Here is a 22,355-nt window from a genome sequence, read left to right as displayed (position 1 = left end):
TTCAGGATCATTGCGGAACGTCGAGTATGGCAACGGCCGCGACAGTGCGCATGTCTTCGCTTCCTCCCCCTAACCGGATACCGCGGACCGGGCATGCATCAAGATAATCTATGCCGATAGCCAGTTTCAAATGCTGATTCGGTTTACAGGTGTTATTGGTGACATCGAAGCTCTGCCAGCGGTCATCCAGCCAGGCTTCCGCCCACGCATGCATGGCCACATGCGCCGAGTCTTCCGAGTAAAGATAGCCGCTGACGTAACGCGCCGGGATGCCCAGGCTGCGGCAGCAGGCCAGGAAAACGTGTGTGTGATCCTGACATACGCCGGTTTGTGCTGAAAAGGCTTGTGAGGCGCTGTCTTTCACCGTGGTGCTGCCGGGGTTGTAAGGCATTTTCAGCAGCAGTTCGCCCATCAGGCTGCACAGACTTTCATGCTGTGCCTGCGGCCGGTAATAACGGCTGGCGAAATCGCGGATCGCGCCATCGGCCAGGGTCAGCGGGCTGGTGCGCAAAAACACCAGCGGCGAGAGATGCCCGCAATTATCGTCTTCCGTATTGTCTTCAATCTCGACCACGCCGTTGGCTTCAATGGTGATCGCCTGATGGGGTTGATCGAGCGTCAGGACATGCAGCACATTGCCATAGGCATCCAGCGTGCGGGTGGCATATTCCGGCAAGGTCAGATCCCACGACAAAATCTTCTGATGGCTGGAATCCTGCGGTGTGAGGCGCAGATATTGCGTGCTGTGTTTAACCTGTTGCGCATAGCTGTAATGCGTCTGATGTGTGACATTCAGTTTCATTATTGGGCCTCCAGATAGGTTTGATGAATGCTCTCAGCGATGGCATTGGTCTGATCCAGAAACTGCATCAACCAGGGGCTGAGACCCATCTCAACAATCTCGTCCATTTCGGTGAAGCGAAGCTGAGCATGAAGGGTATGGACACGGCGACGTGGCAAATTGCCTGCGCTGCCGCCGATTTCCTCCAGCTGTTCGGCCATGATTTCGACACAGGAAAGCAGAGAACGCGGTAACTCGCGGCGCAGTATCAGCAGCTCGGCAATACGTTTCTGGCTAAGTTGCTGCTTATAAAGCGTGTGGAACGCTTCGCGGGCGCTGACCGCACGCAGCAGCGTGTCCATCCGGTAGTACTCGCGCACCGGATCTTCATCGGCATTCAGTAACTGATTTTTGGCATCCAGCAGGCGGGCGGTGCTGTCCGCCCGCTCAAGCATGGTGCCGAGGCGGATAAAGTTCAGTGCATCACTGCGCAGTAATGTGCCGAACATCGCACCGCGAAACAGATGTGAGCGCTCCTTGACCCAGTCGAAGAAAGCGTCTGCACCGGCAGAACCGACGCCCTGACGGCGGATCAGTTTCATCTCTATCCAGGTGGCATTGATGCTTTCCCAGACTTCAGAAGAAAGACTGCCGCGCACCGCATGCGCATTGTTCCAGGCCATTTGCAGGCAACTGAAAATGCTGCTGTGGTTGAAGCTGTCCAGAGCGAAGAAGTTGAGCAGATTACCCATCGACTCCTGCGGATAGTGCTCGTTGAACAGTGTCCGCGTACCGGTCATGGTCAGCGGTACCAGTAAATCATTGTTTTCATCGCGTGCGTTGACGTCACGGATCGACATCATCGACAGCTTATTGGTCACGTCCAGCAGGCGTGCAATATTCTCGGCGCGTTCCAGATAACGCGCCATCCAGTACAGTTCGCTGGCTGTTCTGCTTAGCATGCGTCATCCTCCGTCGGATTTTCTTCCAGCACCCAGGTATCTTTGGTCCCGCCGCCCTGAGATGAATTCACTACCAGCGAGCCTTCTTCCAGCGCTACGCGGGTTAATCCGCCCGGTACCAGACGAATTTCGGCGCCGGTCAGCGCAAAGGGCCGCAGGTCGATATGACGCGGTGCCAGCCCGTTACCGACAAAGGTCGGGCAGGTGGAAAGCGCCAGCGTTTCCTGCGCGATGTAGTTTTCCGGGCGGATGCGCAGTAATTCGCGGAAGCGTTCAATTTCTGCCTTGCTGGCCGTCGGCCCAATCAGCATGCCGTAACCGCCTGCGCCATGAACCTCTTTCACCACCATTTTTTCCAGGTTTGCCAGCACGAAAGACAGATCGCTTTCCTTGCGGCATTGCCACGTCGGCACGTTATTGAGGATCGGATCCTCCGCCAGGTAGTAACGGATCATCTCCGGTACATACGGGTAGATCGATTTATCATCCGCCACGCCGGTACCGATCGCATTCGCCAGCACCACACCACCGGATCGATACACCGACAGCAGGCCGGGAACCCCGAGCATGGAATCGGCGCGGAACGCCAGCGGATCGAGGAAGGCGTCGTCGATACGCCGGTAGATCACGTCAATCTTGCACGGTCCGGCGGTGGTGCGCATAAACACCGCGCCGTCTTTCACGAACAGATCGACGCTTTCTACCAGTTCAACGCCCATTTGTTGTGCGAGGAAACTGTGCTCGAAATAGGCACTGTTAAAGCGGCCGGGCGTCAGTACCACGACGGTCGGATCGTTGACGGTGGTGCTTTCGCGCAGGGTTTGCAGTAAGTGGGAAGGGTAGCGGGAAACCGGCGCGATACGCTGCTCGGCAAACAATTCGGGATATAACCGCATCATCATTTTGCGGTTTTCCATCATGTAAGACACACCGGACGGCGTGCGCAGGTTGTCTTCCAGCACGTAGTATTCGCCATCGCCTCCCCGCACCATGTCGGTTCCGGCAATGTGGGCGTAGGTATCACGATGAAGATCGATGCCCTGCATGCAGGGCTGATACTGATCGTTGGCCAGCACCTGTTCGGCGGGCACGATCCCTGCCTTGAGGATCTTCTGGTCATGATAAATATCATGCAGAAAAGCATTAAGCGCCTGAACCCGCTGACGGATCCCGCGATCAAGCATCTGCCATTCGCTGGCCGGAATAATGCGTGGCACGCTGTCAAACGGGATCAGCCGTTCCGCGCCATCATCTTCGCCATAAACATTAAAGGTAATCCCCACCCGGTGAAACAACAGCGCAGCTTCCTCTTTTTTGCGCTGGACTGCCTGTTGATCGGCTTGCTGCAACCACTGCCAGTAGGCCTGATAATGGCTGCGGTGTTTGCCTTCAGCCATCAACATTTCATCAAAAAAGGGTGAATCGGAAAGGTCAATCTTGATCATCATCACCTCACAAACTGGACAGGCTGCAATTGAATCGTTCAATAACAATGAAGATCAGGCATAAAGTGTGCCAGCGTGCAAAACGGGCTGAAAATCAGGTCAAAAGGGGCCGGTCTGCCCTGTTCGGGTGCAGCGCGCTTTCAAGTTGAGTGAAAAGAGGGCAGAAATGATTAGGTTACTGTAAGTATGATCGTTGATGAGGCAATCGCCATTGATGATATGAAAACAACAAAAAAAACTTATGGATACATTAATTATGTTTAGTATTTCTGTGCATCATCACATTCGCATTCTCCGGATCCTGATACAAAATTCCCACAATTTCACCATGTGAATACAGTTTCCTCACACCCCGAAAAGCAGGATGCTTTTCACATGCCAACCAGGGACCGGAATGGATACACTTTCCCGCTATTCTCTCGATATCTGGAACAGCCCGTACAGTCTGGACGTGCTGAACTTTCGCGGCGAGGAACAGCTCAGCGAGACTTTTTCCTACACCGTTGACGTCACCTGCCCCGAACCGGATATCGGTGCCGCGCAGATGCTGCGCCAGTTCGCCAGCTTTACGATGGGCACGCCTTTCCAGCCGGAACGCGTCGTGTACGGCGTTATCCGTGACTTTCAGCGCCTGTCGACCTCCGCCGACGAAACCCTGTACCGCCTTGAGCTGGTGCCGCGCCTGCGGCTGCTGGAAAACAGCACCAACAGCTTTATTTTTCAGAACCAGTCGGTGCCCGAGGTGGCGGAGTTTATCCTGCGCAAACACGGGCTCGAGGGGCAGGATTTTGAGTTTCGCCTCAGCCAGACCTACCCCGACCACGAGCTTATCACCCAGTGGGGCGAGACCGACCTGCAGTTTATAAAACGCATTCTGGCCGAGGTCGGTATCTGGTTCCGCTTTGAGGCGGACACCCGCCTGACGTGTGAAAGGGTGCTGTTCGGCGACGGGCCGGAGCAGTACCAGTTTGGCGTGACCCTGCCGTACTGCGAGCCGTCGGGGATGCGCGACGGCCACGCCGAAAGCGTCTGGGGGCTGAAAATCCACTGGAACGCTGTCACCGGCAAAATCTTTAAACGCGATTACAACTACCGCGAGGCCACCACGCCGCTGGACGTCAGCGCGCAGGTGCGCAGCGCCGCGCCGGTGACCGGCGAAAGCTACCTGTACGCCCGCCCTTACCGCGAGGCCGGTGAGGACGTGGACGCCGCCGCCGAAACCGGCGCGTTTTATGCCCGCATCCGCCATGAACGTAAACTCAATCATCAGTGCCGGATATTCGCCCGCACCACCGGCAGCGGGCTGGCGCCGGGTCAGGTGCTGGAGCCGCAGGCCTACCCGTTCAGCGACCTGCCGGACGGCATCCTCATTACCCGCATCGTCGCCAAAGGCTCACGCACCGAACATTTTCGCCTCAATATCTGGGGGATGGCCTACCGCGAAACGATTGGCTTCCGCCCCGAACCACCGGCGCGGCCGGTGCTCAGCGGCACGATACCGGCGCGGGTGGAAAGCCCGGCCAAAGGCGACACCTACGCGTGGCTGGATAATCAGGGGCGTTACCGCGTACGGATTGACGGCGACCGTGCGTCGGCGGATGCCGGTTACGCGTACCTGTGGGTACGCCTCGCCAAACCCTACGGCGGCGACGGCTACGGCTGGCATATGCCGCTGACCGACGGCACCGAAGTGGCGATTGCCTTTGACGGCGGCGACCCCGACCGGCCGTATATCGCCGCCGCGCTGCACGACTCCGAACATCCCGACCCCGTGACCGAACGGAACCACACCCGCAACGTTCTGCGCACCCCGTCAAATAACAAACTGCGGATGGAGGACCGGCGCGGTGAGGAGCACATCAAACTCGCCACCGAATACGGCAAGACCCAGCTGAATAGCGGGCATATCGTCGATGCGCAAAACGCGCCGCGCGGCGAAGGTTTCGAGCTGCGCACCGATGAACACGGCGTCCTGCGCGGCGGTAAGGGTGTCTTTCTCAGCGCGGACGCCCAGCCAAACGCGCAGGGTCAGGTGCTGGATAACAGCGCGGCGATGGCTGAAATCGACTACCTGCAGCGTCAGGTGAAAGCCCTCAGCCAGGCCGCCGCCGAAGCCAGCGCGCTGGAGGCCGACATCGCGGCGCAAATCGCGATGTTCAGCGAACGGCTGAAGCCGATAAATCAGGTGGTACTGGCCAGCGCGCCACAAGGGATTGCGCTGACCAGCGGCGAGCATCTGCAACTGGCGGCGACCCAAAACATGATTCTGAACGCCGGTAACAATGCGGATATCGGGGTGATTAAGAACCTGACCGTCAACACCGGTGAGGAAATGGGCATCTTTGCGCTGAAGGGCGAAATGAGCCTGAAGGCCAGCGAGGGCAAGGTCGACGTTCAGGCGCAGAACAACCAGCTGTCACTGGCGGCGGGCAAAAAAGTGAGCCTCACGGCGGTGGACGGCGACATCCTGTTCAGCGCGAAAAAGCGCATCACGCTGATTGGTGGCGGCAGTTATCTCATCCTGCAGGACGGCAAAATTGAGTACGGCACGGCCGGTGAGTATTTCAGGAAAACGCCGCACACGGTGCTGACGGTGGCGGAAACGATGCCGCATGACTTTCCGTCGGTTCCACCGGTGATAAGCGGATTAACGGAACAGGAAGCAGAGAATGAGCCTACAAACGATATAACCCGCGCCGGAATTTCCTGAGCACAGGGTATATAACCCACGAGTATCGCAATCAACATTCCAGCAAGCGGAAAGCTGAACAAGGATGAAAATATGTTATTAGCGCCCCCGATTTTACTTTCACAGCGAAAAACAGAAACTGACGATGACTGGGTCAGGCGATGTATTCACGTCGATAAATACAGGGACTTCCCCGTAAATAATCTCGGGGCCTGGCACGGTGGTGTGCATATTCCTCATACCGATGCGGGGGGGACTGCCAATCCGGTCAGGGCGATTGCGGAAGGAGAAATTGTTTTTTGTCGCTATCCTTCCGACAGAATTAGTGAGGATCCGTTGTGCTATCTGGGGGCGACAGACGACGGGGTGGTGCTGTTGCGTCACACTCTGACGCTGGGTGACCCCGAAGTGAACATCGTTTTCTATTCGTTGTGTCAGCACCTGAAACAGGTGAGAAGGAATGTACTGGAAGGCGTGGGAACCCTCATTAAAAAAGGCACGATATTGGGCACATCCGGACGCGTAGACGGCAAGAACGGATTCCATTTTCAGATTTGCTGTGATGATACGAACCTGCAAAAGCTTGCGGGGAGAAGCACAGGCAATCTTGATATCAGCAAACCTGGGCGCAGCGATATCACCTATGGTGATAAGCATTATTATTTGCCCTCCGGCACGCCTTTTATGGCCTCTCCTGACGAAAAGAAAGCGACAAGACCCCCGCTGTATATCAGCGACACTGAGCTTTTCGTCACTTTTACGAATAAGAAGGTCTTTACCCGTCAGGAAAATCCGGCAGGTAGCAGCATTTACACGAAGCTCAGTGAGGCGGGTGTCCGTTTGCCTGCCGTACCGGCAAGGGATTACGGCGAAACAGTGACCTGGAATGAAGCTGAATGGATTTGTGCTAATTATCCCGGCGGTTCGGGGTGGGTGAAAATGACTGCACCGGGTATTAATCAATACTCTGATGCTGATTTTCCTCACTGGATGGGGTGGTCACTTGTTGATGATGACAGTAATGCAGACAGCCAGTGTGATTCACCGGTTATTCAGCAATGGCAGCAGCAAATAAACGATGAGAAAAGCTTAAAAGAAAAATATTTTTACGCGATTTGCCGGTTCCCGTTTGAATGGGATGAAACCACCGTTGACTCACGGTTCAGTTGGTTAAAGCAGGATAATAAATTCGTTCAACCTGCTTTTAATCCTCCTTCCTGGGATAAATTTCTTAATCATGCCAATGCCCTCAGCTTTTTTGGCAAATTACCTGCTGAAGCCCGAACAGCATTATCAGGAAGGGTCTGGCATTTCAACCCTGCGGCTTTTATTACGCATATCAATAAGGCCTCACAGGTTGAGTATATTGCAGTGGTTGGGACACAAATACACAATGACCCAGCAAATAAACTGTCTTTTATCGGTCAGGCGGTAAGGTATATGAGGAAGTATATGCAGGAAGGCAATCGTGGAGTATACACTGTATTGATATTTGAAGAGGGTTATGAAGATAAACATTATGCTATGCTTGAATCATCAGCGATGAAGTTTGGCTTTAAATATAAGAAAATTGAATGCAATACTAATTTATTTAAATATCTAAATGAAGGCAGTGACAGGCATTGCATTCCCGTCAAACAGTTATCTATTTTTTGTCACGGTTTGCAAAGTGAGTTTGCATTTGGATATAAATATGCTGTTTCAGAAAAGTTGAGTGTGAACTTACAGAACTACACAATGATAAATGAAAATATATTTAGTCGGTTGGGAAGAATTAATTCCTATGCTTGCCGTACTGCTATGGGAAGACTTGATGGACATAGTGATTATGAATTCACACCCAAGATAAATGAAAGTTTAGCGCAAAAAATGGCTAATTATTTTGATATTCCAGTTTTTGCATATGTTATTCGGAGTAGTTATGCAGATACATGGGGGTCAAGGTCGCAACGTTTAGCTAGTAAGGTGATTAAAGATCCTTGGTTTGAGAAGCTTTCCTTAGAGCGTGAGGTTAATATAAAATTATGCGGGGCCTCATATAACATTGATGGCGCACTAAATGATGTTGGGGCAGGAACTACCCCATATAATTTGACAGATGAATACATGGAGTTTCTTCCAGTATGAAAGCCAATAAAATATTATTTATAATTTTATTATTTATTATTTTTTTCGTATATTTAATTTTTCCGAATTATATAATAGAGTCAGGTAAGTTAGGATACAGAGTGGTGGATTCTTACTCTAAGGAATATTTTATTGATTGTGAGACTGCGACTCTATACAAAAAAAAACCTATCATTATGCTTCCATCTGAAAAAGAATGGATAGAAAACCATGTTCTTGATTTATATAAAGATGAGTTAATGAGGTTTGACAAGGACGGGAATTATTTAAAAGTGGTAACATCCAATCATTGGGTTGATGGTTTTTTGTACAAGCACAGCTTATTCGATTATGATGGGGATTTAGTCGATACTTTTGAAAACATAACTTTCATGTCAGGCCGTTATTATAAATTTCAATATTCGTTTAGAAATGGAAGTGTGAACTCTGGCGTTCTTTCAAGCCTAACTCCTTCAATAATGAAAACTAATTATAGCTATGAGTTTAATGTGGGGTTGGCAAAAAAAAGCTGCTCACATCCGCAATGATGTTAATTTCAACGTTATCGCTCGATTCTCCTCTCGGAGGAGGGCTGGGTATGAAAATGGCAGTTTATTTTGGTATTCCCGTAGGGGATTTATTATTTGCGGTAATCATAAGAATGCATGGGGAACAAGGATGGAACGTCTGGAAAGTAAGATAAAAAAAGACGAATTATTTAATGAGTTGAGCCGAGAACGCGATGAGAGTGTGAACTACTGTAGGGCCGCATATAATGTCCAGGGCGCTTTACATGATGTTGTTGCGGGGACAACGCCTGTAATAATTCATTTCGGGCCAGACTACATGGAATTCATGCCAAAATGAAGAGTAAGATAGCTATCTTTATTTTTGTTTCTTTTTGTATTTTAGGTTATTTGTTTTTCCCTAAATATATTATACATTCAGATGACTATGGCTATAAAATAGCTGACTCATATGCAAGGGAATATTACATAGACTGTGAAAGACCAGCATTATACAAAAAAAAAGCCCCAGAAATGGATGAAAGAACGAAAGATTGGTTAAGAAATAACACAAATGTTATATATGAAGATGAGTTGAAGGAGTTTGACCAAAGTACAGGCTATTATAAAGCAATTACAAGCGGCTTATGGATTGACTCATTTAAGTATAAATACACATTTTTTGATGTGAGTGGTGATGTTGATGGTGATACCTATGAAAGTATATTTTTCATAAGTGGATTGTATTATCATTTTCAATATACTCCCAGAAAAGGAGATATACAGAAAGGCTATTTCGCAAGTTTCAGACCTTCAACGGAAAGAAAAAATTATAGTTATGACTTTGATGTTGATTTAGCAAAAAAAAGTTGTTCACATCCGCAATGATGTTAATTTCAACGTTATTGTTCTATTCCTATCTCTAAGGAGGGCCGGGTATGAAAAGGCGAGTTATTTTAGTATTCCTGTGGTGGGTTTATTATCATCGGTAATTACGAGAATACATGGGGTCAGGGTCGTAATATTTACCTAGTAAGGTAATTAAAACCCCTTGGTTTGAGATGCTTTCCTCAGAGTGTGAGATGAATATAAAAATATGCGGGCTTCATATAACATTGATGGAGCATTGAATGATGTTGGAGTAGGCACCACGCCCTATAATCTTTCAAAGGAATATAAGGATTACCTTCCAAAATGAAAGTAAATATTAAAATAGCACTGGGGTTGGTTTTTTTATTGCTAGGTTTATATTATATGTGGCCAAGATATATTATATCTTCTGGCCCACTAGGCTATAAAGTGGTTGATTCATATAGTAAGGACTATTATATAAATTGTGAAATAGATACGCTATATAAAAAGGATAAGGCTGAAATGAGTATAATCGATAGGGAGTGGATTGAAAATAACTTGGGAAAAATTTATAAAATTAGATTGTTAGAGTTTGATACAAATGGAGATGCATTAAAAATAATAAGCGCGCCGCATTGGGTTAACAGTTTTCTTTATAATTACAGCATATTTAATGAAGATGGTATTTTAACTGACATGTATGAAAGCATTATTAAAATCAATGGGGTTTATTATAAGTTCGATTATACATTAATTCCTGGTGAGGCTGAAAAGGGAAGGTTGTCAAGTTATCCTCCAACAAAAAGAAAAATTGATTATAGCTATGGCTTTTATGTGAACTTGGCCAAAAAAAGTTGCTCACATCCGCAATGATGGTAATTAAAGTCATGGTCAGGTGTTGATTTCGGCAAAAAAAACCAGCCCGCAGGCTGGTCTGGTGCATCACTGACGCGAATTAACGGCGGACGGCGATGGCTTCGATTTCGATTTTCACGTCTTTTGGCAGACGGGCGACTTCAACGCAAGAACGGGCCGGGAATGGCGCGTTGTGCTCGGTGAAGAAGGCTTCATACGTGGCGTTAACGGTGGCGAAGTCATTCAGATCTTTCACGAAAACGGTGGTTTTCACAATATCTGACACTTTCAGGCCAGCGGCTTCAACGATCGCCTGTACGTTTTCCAGTGACTGGCGCGTTTGTGCAGAAATGTCGTCAGCCACAGAGCCGGTTTTAGGATCCACTGGGATCTGGCCGGAAGTGATGATCATACTGCCCAGATCCACGCCCTGAACATAAGGACCGATAGCGGCGGGGGCGTTTTCAGTGCTGATTTCGCGGGACATAATGTCTCCTGATTTGCGTTAAGGGGAACAAGAAATTGTTCCCCAGTATAAAGGCTCAGTCGTTATTGAGCACCACCTGATGCTCAAACTCTTTTTCGCAGTATTTGCACTTCAGGTGCACGCCGTCTGCGCGTTGTTTCACCGCAAAGCTGGAATCCACCGGTTCAAAACGGCTGATGCAATTGCCGTTCGGGCAGCGCAGTACGCCGACAATCCGGTCCGGCAGCGTCGGCATCAGCTTTTTCACCACGTCGTAATTGTCGATGCGGTTCACCGTCGCGCGCGGGGCATACACCGCCAGCTGATTGACCTGTTCGTCGGTCAGAAAGGTGTTTTCAATTTTGATGATGTCTTTGCGGCCCAGCTCGCCGGAAGGCAGGTTCAGGCCGACCGTCACACGTTGTTCCGTCTGGGTAAACTTGAACAGCGACAGTAATTTAAATCCGACCTGGGCCGGAATATGGTCGATGACCGTACCGCATTTGATCGCTTCAACCTGAAGTTTGTTGTCGTGCGTCATAATCGTTTTCTCCTCAAGTTTACTGTGCAGTGTCTGCGTTCAGAACCAGCGCCAGCAAAGCCTGACGCGCAAAAATTCCGTTACCGGCCTGCTGGAAATACCAGGCATAAGGCGTTTTATCCACATCCGGCGTGATTTCATCGATACGCGGCAGCGGGTGAAGCACTTTCAGGTGCGGCTGAGCATGGGTCAGATCGGCAGCCCGCAGGACAAACTGTGCTTTCACGTTGGCGTATTCCGATGGATCCAGACGCTCTTTTTGCACGCGGGTCATGTACAGAATGTCGATTTCAGACACCACTTCATCAATGCTGCTGTGCAGGCTGTATTCGATGCCTTTCTCTTCCAGCAACGTCAGGATATACCCCGGCATCGCCAGCGCGTCCGGCGCGATAAAGTAGAAGCGGTTGCCGTTAAATTTCGCCAGTGCCTGTGCCAGGGAATGTACCGTGCGGCCATATTTCAGGTCGCCGACCATGGCGATTTTAATGTTGTCGAGACGGCCCTGAGTTTCCTGAATGGTGAACAAATCCAGCAGGGTTTGCGTCGGATGCTGGTTCGCTCCGTCGCCTGCGTTGAGCACCGGAATACCGCCGGAGAATTCGGTCGCCAGACGCGCCGCGCCTTCCTGCGGATGGCGCATCACAATCGCATCAACGTAGGTGCTGATGACCGAAATGGTATCGGCCAGCGTTTCGCCTTTTTTGCCGAGCGAGGTGTTGCTGCTGTCGGAGAAACCCACCACCGAGGCGCCCAGACGATGCATCGACGTTTCAAATGACAGACGTGTGCGGGTTGAGGCTTCGAAGAAACAACTGGCGATCACTTTGTGTTTCAGCAATTCAGGCTGCGGGTTGGCTTTCAGGCTGGCAGCGGTATCCAGTACCAGTTCCAGCTCTTCGCGGCTGAGATCGTTGATAGAAATGATGTCTTTCTGATACAGCGGATTGGCCATAGTCGTCATTCTCCTGTTCTTTACGCGTAAAAAAGTGTGGCGCTCAAATTCCGGACAAAAAAAAGCCCCTCAATGAGGGGCTTTCAGTAAAACGGTAATACCACGGAAGAACAACGGCAGCGGGCTGCCTGATGGCACGGTGTTTGGTCGATCATCTGAGCACAAAACCTGGCGATTGTTCATGGGTTCTCCCGACAAATTGTGGCGCATTATACGCGGGTCATTGACGACATCAAGCGGAAAAATGGCCTAAGGCAAACGGTTGCTGCCGTGGTTTTCCTTTATCGCCAGTATTCGCCTGATTATCCTGCAAACTCTGTCCAGCTCTGTCATTTCCCGTGGCGCAACCAGCACGGAAGTACTCGATGCGATCACGCCGAGCACCTCCGGCAACCGGTGTTGATCGATAATCCGCCCCACGGCGCGGCCATAGCCCGGCATGACATGTACCACGACAAATTGAGGGTTGTGATCCACATCGGTGACCATTTCACTCACTGGCCTCAGGGCATCAGGGATAAGCTGAGATTGCTCATTCAGGGCGTAAATCTTTTTGCCTTTAGCATTCTGTACCTTCACGACGCCCAGTATTTTCAGCAATTGAGAAATGGTGGACTGGCCGATGTTGCGGTATCCCGCCCGCTGGAATTCCACACGCAGTTCTTCCTGTGATGAAAAACTCCGGCTGGCAATAAGCTGATGGCAGAGGATCAGTTGCTGGTGTTCTTTTTCAAGTGTAGACAACGTTCTTTTCATGGTTATGTTCCCGGTAAATAAAGGACGTCAACATGGCAAAAAAATCATTTTCTACAAAGAGTTAAACCAAAGAACCGAGACTTAGCGCGAACATCAGCAATACCAGTAAAATTCCCATCAAAGGTGCGACCCATTTCAGCCAGCGGACATAGGGCACCCGCGCGATGGCCAGACCGCCCATGACGACGGCGGAGGTCGGCGTGACCAGATTCACCAGCCCCGATGCCGACTGATAAGCGGTCACCACCAGTTCACGCCCGACGTGGGCGAAATCGGCGAGAGGCGCCATAATCGGCATGGTCATCACCGCCAGACCGGATGAAGAGGGCACCAGAAACGACAGCACCACTTCGAGCAGGAACATGACGTTAATGAAAATCACGCTGGATAATCCGGAAACGATGCCTTCTGCGCTGTGCAAAATGGTGTGGGTGATCATGCCGTTGTCCATGATCACCACGATGCCACGGGCAATGCCGATGATCAGTGCCACGCCGAGCAGGTCGCGTGCGCCATCAATGAATGTCGAGGTCAGTTCTTCCTCACTCATGCGGGCAATCAGCCCCACCAGGATCGCCGCAGCCAGGAAAACGCCGGAGATTTCCCCCATCCACCAGCCTTTTACCGATACGCCATAAATCATCACCACAAAAGCCAGCGCGAAGATCAGCAGAATGATTTTACGTACGCCGGTAAAGGGCAGCAGTTCATCGCTGCGGTTACCGAGAAAGTGGGCGCGGTTGCTGTCCCACTGATCAGCCACAACAGAAAGCGAGGGATCGCGGCGCACTTTACGGGCATAGCGCATCACCCTGATCACGCAGATCAGCCAGCCGACGATCAGAATCGCCACGCGCAGGCCGATCCCGTGGGTGAAGGGGATCCCGGCAGCATTGGCGGCAATCACCGTCGCAAAAGGATTGATCGTTGAGCCGAGCGTGCCAATCCCGGCGCCCAGCAGTACGGTAGCCGCCGCGACCAGCGGGTCGAAACGGGCCGCCATCATCACCGGTACCAGAAGGGTGTAAAATGGCAATGACTCTTCGGCCATGCCGTAAATGGTGCCACCGGCGGCGAACAGTGCCATCAGGATCGGGATCATCCATTCTTCTTTGCCCTTAAGCCGGACAGTCACCCGTTCAATTCCGGCGTCGATTGCCCCGGTTTTGGTGACGATGCCCAGAAAACCGCCGATGATCAGAATAAATAAAGCGACATCAATTGCGCCAGCCTGGCCGGTGGTGTGGTTGTACAGGCCATCAATGGGCGCGAGGAAAATATCCACCAGCCCCTGCGGGTTGCCGGTAACGGCGTGATAGGTGCCTGAGACGGGAACTTCTTTACCCAGCCCGACATTCATCGCCATGTCGTACTGACCGGCGGGGATAATCCAGCTCAGGCCCGCAACCAGCGCGATAAGCACAAACAAAATGGTGTAGGCAGAAGGGAATTTGAATGTACGCATAAACGTAATCCTTAAAAAAAGCGTGAAGGCAAAACGCCTTCACGCAAGGGGCTTAGTCATCGCCAAGGGTGGCGACCATGACCGCTTTTATGGTGTGCATACGGTTTTCGGCTTCATCAAAAACGATGGAATGCGGGGACTCAAAAACGTCATCCGTCACTTCCAGCCCTTTCATGCCGTAAGCGATTTCCAGTTCTTTGCCGAGGGTGGTTTCTTCGTTATGGAAGGCGGGCAGGCAGTGCATGAATTTGACGTCAGGATTGCCGGTAGCGTTAAGCACCGCCGCATTAACCTGATACGGGGTCATCAGACTGATACGTTCTGCCCAGGCGGTTTTGGCTTCGCCCATTGACACCCAGACATCGGTGTAAAGAAAATCGACGCCCTGTACGCCTTCATCAACGTGCTCTGTCAGCAGGATCCTTGCGCCGGTAGTGCGGGCGATATCGCGGCAGGTCGCGACCAGTGTCTCTTCCGGCCAGAAGGATTTTGGCGCGATCAGACGGATATCCATTCCCATTTTTGCTGCCCCGACCATCAGGGAATTACCCATATTGTTTCGGGCATCGCCCAGATAAGCGAAGCTGATCTGACTGAGTTTTTTACCCGGCGAGTGTTCAAGCATGGTCATCAGGTCGGCAAGGATTTGGGTCGGATGAAACTCGTCGGTCAGCCCGTTCCACACCGGTACGCCGGAGAATTCCGCCAGTTCTTCCACCGTCTTTTGTGCAAAACCCCGGTATTCGATGCCGTCATACATTCGCCCCAGCACGCGGGCGGTGTCTTTCATGGATTCCTTGTGTCCGATCTGGCTGCCGCCAGGGCCGAGATAAGTCACGTGTGCGCCCTGATCAAACGCGGCGACTTCAAACGCACAGCGGGTGCGGGTAGAGGTTTTCTCAAAAATCAGCGCGATATTTTTTCCGCGCAGACAAGGGCGTTCCTGACCCGTTTGCTTATCGTCTTTAAGCGTCAGCGCCAGGGTGATCAGTTGCTGAATTTCTTCCGGTGTGAAATCAAGAAGTTTAAGAAAATGACGGTTTTTCAATGTGGTAGTCATAACATCATCCTGAAATAATCAAGTGAGGGCGGGTTATTCCGCGCGGATACAGGTGCCTTTCAGACCGGCCAGAATGGCTTCACCCTCTTCCAGTGCGCCGATCCCCGCCAGCCCGTGGCAGGCGTCGACAAACTGGCAGGCGGCACTGACTTTCGGCCCCATGGATCCGGCGTCGAAGGTCATACCGGCGAGATCCCGTGTAGTGATTTGATGCAGCGGACGCTGCTCCGGCGTGCCCCAGCCGAGGTACACCGCATCGGCATCGGTCAGGATCAGCAGCGCGTCGGCCTGTAACTGACGCGCCAGCAGCGCCGCCGAAAGGTCTTTGTCGATGACGGCCTCTGCGCCTGCCAGCCCGTCGGCGGTCTGATGAACCGGCACACCGCCGCCGCCGTTACAGATGACCAGATAGTGCTTTTCCAGCAAGTCACGGATGGCATCAATCTCGAGGATGCGCTGCGGTTGAGGAGAGGCGACCACGCGGCGGAAATGCTGCCCGTCGGCTTTCATCGCCCAGCCTTTTTCGGCGGCCAGATTTTCCGACTGCGCCTGCGTATAAACCGGACCGATGTATTTCGTCGGCTTATCAAATGCCGGATCGAGTAGGCTGACTTCCACCTGCGTCAGCAGGGTGCAGACGCGACTCTCAGGCAGACAATTTTTCAACGCCTGTTGCAACAGATAGCCGATCATCCCCTGTGTTTGTGCCACCAGAATATCGAGCGGGTAGGGCGCGACTGCCGGATAAGCGCTGTTTTGCAGCGCCAGCAATCCGACCTGCGGGCCGTTGCCGTGCACCAGCACGACGCGCCATTTCTGGCATAGCGCAGCCAGCGTTTCGGCCGCCAGACGGATGTTTTTGCGCTGCAGTTCGGCTTCGAGCGGTTCGCCACGGCGCAACAATGCGTTGCCGCCGAGGGCGACAACCAGAACAGGTTTGTTCATGAAATTTTCCCGGTATAGGTGATCAGATGTCGTCGCGTTCAAGCGGGCAGCTCATGCAACGTGCGCCGCCGCGACCTCTTCCCAGTTCATCACCCGGAATGGGGAGAACGGTGATTCCGGCTTTGTCGTATTTTTCGTTAGTCCGGGTGTTACGTTCGTAGCCGATGACCACGCCGGGACGCACGGTCAGGACGTTATTGGCGTCATTCCACTGTTCGCGTTCGGCTTCAAAACTGTCGCCACCGGTGGTGATGAGTCTGATGTCGTCAATGCCCAGCGCTTTACCGATTGCCCGCACGAACTGTGGTTCTTCGGTGCGATGCAGGCCACCGTGACCATTGTCGGTCAGCGTCCAGCACAACGTGGTGTCGCGCACCACTTCCGGATACACCGAGAAAGTGTCCAGATCGATATGTGTCATGACGGTATCAAGGTGCATACAGGAACGGTGTTTCGGTAATTGCAGCACAATCACTTTGGTGGCTTGCTGATGTTTGAACAGTGAACGCGCGAGGAACTCCACACCCTGCGGTGTCGTGCGTTCTGATAAACCAATTAATACTGCGCCACGGCCAATGACTAAAACATCGCCACCTTCCAGCGTGGCGTGGTCGTAATTAAATTCGTCGTCGCCAAAGTAAGTAATAAATTCGTTATCGGTAAAGTGCGGGTGCCAGCGATATATGGCCCGTAAATTATTGGTTTCCCGTTTACGTGCTTCCTTTGCCATCGGATTAACTGATACGCCGTTATATATCCAGCAGGAGGTATCACGGGTAAATAAATGATTGGGTAAAGGCTTAATCACGAAGTCATTTAACTGATGCGTATCTGTGACCATATTATGGAATGTATCGGGAATTTCACTGTATGTTAATCCGCCGCTCATAAACCGGGCCGTTTGCCGGTGAGGAAGATCGGCCAGCCAGCCACGAATCTCTTCGGCAAATTGTGGCCCAAGCCGGTAATCCGAGATTTGCCGGCTGAGCAGCCAGTCTTTGGCCTCGCGGTTATCGAGGGTTTCCGTCAGCAGGTCAGTGAGCAATAAGACTTCCACACCTTGCTGGCGCAAGGTCTGACTGAAGACGTCATGCTCTTTTCCGGCGCGCTCAACGGAAAGTACGTCATCGAATAATAATTCCTGACAATTCGACGGGGTGAGTCGCTGTAAACTTAAATTTGGCCGGTGAAGCATCACGCTGCGAAGTTGGCCTATTTCGGATCCTACATAATGCCGTTTCATATTTATCCCTTTTTATAAAAAGAAGACCAAATAATGTTTTGGGCAAATGAATTACGCGGAGAATAAATAATATATTCAACCTGAAATGGAATGTGCCCGCAACGGAGTGAATAATATTCCGCTCAGGCATTTAATATGTGATTCAGATCGCATCAGAATAAACGGATGAAAGAGGTTATAGGTTGATTGATAAGCGTCATTGTTTTATTTATTAGCGGGCGCAGTAAAGTGAATAATAAACGAAATATCAGCGTAATTATTTATCCTGACAGTTAATGACCGATTGAGATAATGTTTACTCAGTTATAATTCGCTAAAAAATAAGGGGTTTATTTCTCGTTTGCATAGAATGTCTTTTTTTATGATTAAATATTTATAAATACTCTGAAACCTTAAATAACTATGATTTATTTGAGGTGTTTTCGGTTTAATTAACTTTGTGATCTGTGAGTGAGTTTTTATAAAAAATCCGTAATACCAACAGGATGAAAGGGCCACACTGAATACGTTTTCAGGGTTTATGCAATCTGGCTGCATAACCATTGTTTACCGGCTACGGGTGATGTTCAGCCACAAAAATATCCCCCAGGAAGTCAAAATTTTGATCCCGCTCTGGCAAGCAGACAGCAAACAGGATTAGTATTTATGAAACGCTGTTTCACTCATGCATTACAAACCCGAGGTTATGATGATCACAGGAAACATCCACGCACTGCATCTCGTCCCTTATCTGCCCGCTGAGCTGCGCGAGGCCATTGAATACGTTAAACAACACATCACGCCGGACACCCCGTTGGGTAAACACGATATCCGCGGCAACGACGTTTTTGTGCTGGTTTCCAATGATTCCACTGCGCCACAGGCTGAACGCCGTGCCGAGTTCCACGCACGTAATCTGGATATCCAGATTATCCTCAACGGCACCGAAGGCATGACGTTCAGCAACTTACCGGCAGGGTATGTCGATACCGACTGGCTGGAAGAGAAAGACATCGCGTTCCTGGCTGCCGGTGAGCAGGAAAAAACCATGATCATGCAGACCGGCGATTTCGTGGTGTTTTATCCGGGCGAAGTGCATAAACCGCTGTGCGCCGTCGGCGAACCGGCCAATGTGCGTAAAGCCGTGGTGAAAATGAACGTCAGCGCATTGTCCGCTTAATGCTTATTGTGTAGCGCTTTGTGCGCTTGATCAGCTTCATCCGCCAGCGACGCAGCCTGCCGAGACGTTCCGGCGCTTTGAGTTTGTGTTTGATCCACACCACCTGCCACGGCTGGAGACGCATCTGGCCGTTAAATACTTCTCCGCTAATCAGATCCTTCCCTTCGACCGCCAGCTTCAGCATCTGCGAATGATCGCTGATATTGAATATGCAGCTGATCCGGTCTTCGGTTTTCGGATCATAGCGTTCCATCGCAAACAGCGATTTGCCCAGATCAAACACGCGCTGGCCAGCCTGCGGTGAAAATGCCGGGTGCTCGCGGCGGTGCCTGATGAGTGCCTGTAATCCGTAAAAAATGCGGGCGCGTAAGCCGTCTTTTTTTTCCAGTTCAGCTTCAATATCCATCAGATCCAGCTTTTTACGGTTGATGCGGCGGTTGATCCCGGACTGATGCATGCCGTCGAGATCGTTCTCGCTGCCCAGCAGGCTGTGAATATAAATCGCCGGGACGCCGATAAACGACAATAACAGCGCCTGTGCCGCCAGAAACTTGCGGGCTTTCATCTCGGTATTATCTTCCGGTTCGGTCAGCGCGCTCAGGTAATTAATGTTCAGTTCGTAAGGCGAATGGGTGCCGTCGCCGTTGTCTTTATAGGACACGCGGCCTTCCTTGCGCAGCGTTTCCTGCGCCATGTATTTACGTTCGTCATCGGTCAGGAAGGTTTCGGTCGGACGTAAACCGATGCCGTCGTGGCTGGCAAGGAAGTTGAAATAGGTGGTGTCAGGGTAACGGGCTTCCGCATTCAGGCTTTGCGCCCATTGGGTGAGCGTGGTGGTGTCCTGACGCAAAAAAGCGTGCAAGGTCAGCGGTGGCAGCGGGAACTGATACACCATGTGTGCCTCGTCACCTTCGCCGAAATAACTGATATTTTCGTGATGCGGGACGTTGGTTTCAGTGATGATCCGCGTGCCGGGGATCACTTCATCGAGAATAGTGCGCCAGACTTTAATGATGTTATGCGCCTGTGGCATGTGAATGCAGCGCGTCCCGGCTTCTTTCCAGATATAGCCAATCGCATCAAGGCGGATCGACTGTCCGCCGCTGGCGGCGTATTGCAACAGCACATCAATGCTTTCCAGCAAGACCTGAGGATTCTTGAAATTAATATCGATCTGATCTTCACTGAACGTCGTCCACAGATACAGTTCGGTGCCGTCGGTTTTGATAAATGGCGAGAGCAGCGGCGAAGCGCGCGGGCGCACGACGCGGCTGTAATCCAGCTCGGGATTAGCGGCAATAAAGTAATCTTTGTAATACGGATCGTCATGCAGATAGCCTTTCATCCATTCGCTTGAGCGGGAAATATGGTTGATCACGCAATCAAACATCAGGTTGAAATTGGCCGAAAGGTGATGAATATCTGACCAGCCACCAAGATGTTCATCGATCCGCCGGTAGTCAATGACGCTAAAGCCGTCGTCTGAACTGTACGGATACATCGGCAGAATATGGATGTCGCTGATAATGTCGCGCAGATAAGTGTTAGCGAAATGATTGAGCGTCGCCAGCGGCGGTTGCTCGCCGTGACGGATATTATCGCCATAAGTAATCAGATAAATATTGGTACCATCCACCCAGCGGGTGGTGCGGTGTTTGCCGTAATTCCATTTGTCGGCGAGATGCAGGATTTTTTTCAGCAGGTCGGCGATGTGTTCCCGGGGGTAAATCCTGCTTAACAGGCTTTCCAGCCGCAGAACATACTCAAGATTGACTGAGCTCATATCGGTTCCTTCTTCTGCATTTTTGTTTTTTTGACCAAAGCGCTTTAAAAAGGTTAGCTGAAAATGCAGTCTTCTGGCGGGAACGGGCGGGATAAAGTGCAAAACGATGTAAAGATTGCAGCGTGCAGGAAGTGTATCCTTGCTGCACGCCCGGGGGAAATCAGTCGTTACCGAGGGTGGCAACCATCACCGCTTTGATGGTATGCAGACGGTTTTCAGCCTGATCAAATACTACGCTGTGGCTGGATTCAAAGACTTCATCGGTGACTTCCATGCCGCCGTGCAGGCCATACTCTTCCGCCATTTGTTTGCCCAGCGTGGTCTGGTCGTCATGGAAGGCTGGCAGACAGTGCAGGAATTTCACCTGCGGATTGCCGGTCAGCGCCAGCATCGCGCTGTTGACCTGATAAGGGCGTAGCAAATTAATACGCTCTTTCCAGACTTCTTTCGGCTCGCCCATGGAAACCCACACGTCGGTATACAGGAAATCAGCATCTTTCACGCCGGTCGCAATATCTTCGGTCAGGGTAATGCTGCCGCCATTTTCTTTCGCCAGGTGCTCACAGGTGGCGACCAGTTCGGCTTCCGGCCAGCAGGCCGACGGTGCGACAAGGCGCAAATCCAGACCGCATAATGCGGCGGCTTCCAGCAGCGAATTGCCCATATTGTTACGGGTGTCGCCCAGATAGGCCAGACGCATGCCTTTCAGTGGCTGGCCCGGCAGGTGTTCCTGCATGGTCAGCAGGTCAGCCAGCAACTGCGTCGGGTGGAATTCGTTGGTTAAGCCATTCCACACGGGGACACCGGCATATTGCGCCAGAATTTCCACTTTATCCTGACCGTAACCGCGATACTGAATACCGTCGTACATGCGGCCAAGGACGCGGGCAGTATCTTTCATCGATTCTTTGTGGCCGATCTGGCTGCCGCTTGGGCCGAGATAGGTGACTTTCGCCCCCTGATCGTATGCGGCAACTTCGAAAGAGCATCGGGTGCGGGTTGAGTCTTTTTCGAAGATGAGCGCGATGTTTTTGCCTTGCAGGCGGGCTTTTTCGGTGCCGTTTTTCTTAGCCGCTTTTAATTCTGCGGAGAGTTTCAGCAGTGACGAAATCTCTGACGGGGTAAAATCCAGTAACCTGAGAAAATGACGTTTACTCAACAAACTCATGATGTCGCTCCATAGCGCGTAAGCATTTCGGATTGAATTTAAATTCAATTTAACTGGATGAATATGCAAATACAACCCCGCAGCAAAAACTTTGTCGTTTATAGTGGAGACGCGCCCTGCGGTGTGTGAAAATAGCGTACAAACGTCACATTGATTGAGGACAGAGATATGGCAAACCGTGAATTGCTGGAAGAACAACGTGAAGAGACTCGCTTAATCATCGAAGAACTGCTGGATGATGGCAGTGATCCTGACGCGCTTTACACTATCGAACACCACTTATCTTCAGAGAAGTTTGAAGTTCTGGAGAAAGCAGCAGTTGAAGCATTCAAACTGGGTTATGAAGTCACTGACGCTGAAGAACTGGAAGTGGAAGATGGTTCAACCGTGATGTGCTGCGACGTGATCAGTGAAATCGCGCTGAAAGCGGAGTTGATCGACATCCAGGTTGAGCAACTGATGAATCTGGCCGAGGCCAACGGCGTCAACTATGACGGCTGGGGCACTTACTTCGAAGGCGATGACGACGAAGAAGGTGAAGAAGGCGAAGACGAAGATTTCGTTGATGAAGATGATGACGGAAAACGTCATTAATCTGAATGCCTCCCCCTTCGCAGG

General features: G+C 51.1%; 20 protein-coding genes. 7 read left to right on the top strand and 13 right to left on the bottom strand.

The window, feature by feature from the left end; all coding sequences use genetic code 11:
• Positions 1 to 7 precede the first annotated feature (7 nt).
• From UC14_RS06910 to UC14_RS06900, 3 genes are read right to left on the bottom strand one after another with little or no spacing between them, the layout of a single operon-like run.
• On the bottom strand, positions 8 to 802 hold the full coding sequence (locus UC14_RS06910) for a transglutaminase family protein (protein WP_013577185.1): 795 nt from the start codon (positions 800 to 802) through the stop codon (positions 8 to 10).
• Entirely contained in the window at positions 802 to 1,743 is a 942-nt protein-coding gene (locus UC14_RS06905) for an alpha-E domain-containing protein (protein WP_013577184.1), read from the bottom strand. Before UC14_RS06905 ends, UC14_RS06910 begins: the two co-directional genes overlap by 1 nt.
• The gene (locus tag UC14_RS06900; protein WP_013577183.1) at positions 1,737 to 3,188 is read right to left on the bottom strand and encodes a circularly permuted type 2 ATP-grasp protein; all 1,452 of its coding nucleotides are present in this window, start codon (positions 3,186 to 3,188) and stop codon (positions 1,737 to 1,739) included. Before UC14_RS06900 ends, UC14_RS06905 begins: the two co-directional genes overlap by 7 nt.
• Positions 3,189 to 3,582: 394 nt before the next feature.
• On the opposite strand from UC14_RS06900, the gene UC14_RS06895 reads away from it, so the two are divergent.
• The 5 genes from UC14_RS06895 (at position 3,583) to UC14_RS06870 (ending at position 10,214) form a co-directional block, all read left to right on the top strand.
• Entirely contained in the window at positions 3,583 to 5,898 is a 2,316-nt protein-coding gene (locus UC14_RS06895; RefSeq protein ID WP_112197442.1) for a type VI secretion system Vgr family protein, read from the top strand.
• Positions 5,899 to 5,970: 72 nt separating this feature from the next.
• On the top strand, positions 5,971 to 8,004 hold the full coding sequence (locus UC14_RS06890; protein ID WP_112197441.1) for a M23 family metallopeptidase: 2,034 nt from the start codon (positions 5,971 to 5,973) through the stop codon (positions 8,002 to 8,004).
• Positions 8,001 to 8,531, top strand: a complete 531-nt coding sequence (locus UC14_RS06885) for a hypothetical protein (protein ID WP_015690501.1) — start codon at positions 8,001 to 8,003, stop codon at positions 8,529 to 8,531. Before UC14_RS06890 ends, UC14_RS06885 begins: the two co-directional genes overlap by 4 nt.
• A gap of 315 nt (positions 8,532 to 8,846) precedes the next feature.
• Entirely contained in the window at positions 8,847 to 9,377 is a 531-nt protein-coding gene (locus tag UC14_RS06875) for a hypothetical protein (protein ID WP_013577175.1), read from the top strand.
• A 306-nt stretch (positions 9,378 to 9,683) separates the two neighbouring features.
• Positions 9,684 to 10,214, top strand: coding sequence for a hypothetical protein (locus tag UC14_RS06870; RefSeq protein ID WP_112197440.1), 531 nt, complete (start codon positions 9,684 to 9,686; stop codon positions 10,212 to 10,214).
• A gap of 82 nt (positions 10,215 to 10,296) precedes the next feature.
• Here UC14_RS06870 and ridA read toward each other — a convergent pair whose 3' ends face one another.
• The 8 genes from ridA to arcA all read right to left on the bottom strand — a co-directional run bounded on the left by ridA (position 10,297) and on the right by arcA (position 17,627).
• Positions 10,297 to 10,683 (bottom strand): 2-iminobutanoate/2-iminopropanoate deaminase, encoded by a 387-nt coding sequence (ridA, locus tag UC14_RS06865; protein ID WP_013577173.1) that lies wholly within the window; start codon positions 10,681 to 10,683, stop codon positions 10,297 to 10,299.
• A gap of 55 nt (positions 10,684 to 10,738) precedes the next feature.
• Entirely contained in the window at positions 10,739 to 11,203 is a 465-nt protein-coding gene (gene pyrI, locus UC14_RS06860; protein WP_013577172.1) for an aspartate carbamoyltransferase regulatory subunit, read from the bottom strand.
• A gap of 19 nt (positions 11,204 to 11,222) precedes the next feature.
• Positions 11,223 to 12,158, bottom strand: coding sequence for an aspartate carbamoyltransferase (gene pyrB / locus UC14_RS06855; protein WP_013577171.1), 936 nt, complete (start codon positions 12,156 to 12,158; stop codon positions 11,223 to 11,225).
• Positions 12,159 to 12,407: 249 nt separating this feature from the next.
• A complete protein-coding gene (locus UC14_RS06850) occupies positions 12,408 to 12,914 on the bottom strand; it encodes an arginine repressor (protein WP_013577169.1) in 507 nt (168 codons plus the stop codon).
• 61 nt (positions 12,915 to 12,975) lie between these two features.
• Complete coding sequence (locus tag UC14_RS06845; RefSeq protein WP_112197439.1) at positions 12,976 to 14,379, bottom strand: YfcC family protein; 1,404 nt, start codon at positions 14,377 to 14,379, stop codon at positions 12,976 to 12,978.
• Between the two features lie 52 nt (positions 14,380 to 14,431).
• Entirely contained in the window at positions 14,432 to 15,439 is a 1,008-nt protein-coding gene (gene argF, locus UC14_RS06840) for an ornithine carbamoyltransferase (RefSeq protein ID WP_112151034.1), read from the bottom strand.
• Positions 15,440 to 15,472: 33 nt separating this feature from the next.
• Positions 15,473 to 16,384, bottom strand: a complete 912-nt coding sequence (gene arcC, locus UC14_RS06835; protein WP_013577166.1) for a carbamate kinase — start codon at positions 16,382 to 16,384, stop codon at positions 15,473 to 15,475.
• Positions 16,385 to 16,406: 22 nt separating this feature from the next.
• Positions 16,407 to 17,627: an arginine deiminase gene (arcA, locus tag UC14_RS06830; RefSeq protein ID WP_112197438.1), complete on the bottom strand. Its 1,221-nt coding sequence runs from the start codon at positions 17,625 to 17,627 to the stop codon at positions 16,407 to 16,409.
• Between the two features lie 688 nt (positions 17,628 to 18,315).
• On the opposite strand from arcA, the gene UC14_RS06825 reads away from it, so the two are divergent.
• Positions 18,316 to 18,786 (top strand): YhcH/YjgK/YiaL family protein, encoded by a 471-nt coding sequence (locus UC14_RS06825; protein WP_013577164.1) that lies wholly within the window; start codon positions 18,316 to 18,318, stop codon positions 18,784 to 18,786.
• On the opposite strand, the gene UC14_RS06820 is transcribed toward UC14_RS06825, so the two are convergent.
• Positions 18,767 to 20,569: a sugar phosphorylase gene (locus tag UC14_RS06820; RefSeq protein ID WP_013577163.1), complete on the bottom strand. Its 1,803-nt coding sequence runs from the start codon at positions 20,567 to 20,569 to the stop codon at positions 18,767 to 18,769. The two genes, UC14_RS06825 and UC14_RS06820, sit on opposite strands and share 20 nt — an antisense overlap.
• A gap of 160 nt (positions 20,570 to 20,729) precedes the next feature.
• A complete protein-coding gene (argF, locus tag UC14_RS06815) occupies positions 20,730 to 21,737 on the bottom strand; it encodes an ornithine carbamoyltransferase (RefSeq protein ID WP_013577162.1) in 1,008 nt (335 codons plus the stop codon).
• Between the two features lie 168 nt (positions 21,738 to 21,905).
• On the opposite strand from argF (UC14_RS06815), the gene rraB reads away from it, so the two are divergent.
• Positions 21,906 to 22,331: a ribonuclease E inhibitor RraB gene (gene rraB, locus UC14_RS06810; RefSeq protein ID WP_037035103.1), complete on the top strand. Its 426-nt coding sequence runs from the start codon at positions 21,906 to 21,908 to the stop codon at positions 22,329 to 22,331.
• Positions 22,332 to 22,355 lie beyond the last annotated feature (24 nt).

It is taken from the genome of Rahnella sp. NRRL B-41462, assembly GCF_003263525.1.
GTDB lineage: Bacteria > Pseudomonadota > Gammaproteobacteria > Enterobacterales > Enterobacteriaceae > Rahnella > Rahnella aceris.
The sequence above is the reverse complement of the archived record's forward strand: the minus strand, read 5'-3'. Positions and strand labels throughout refer to the sequence as shown.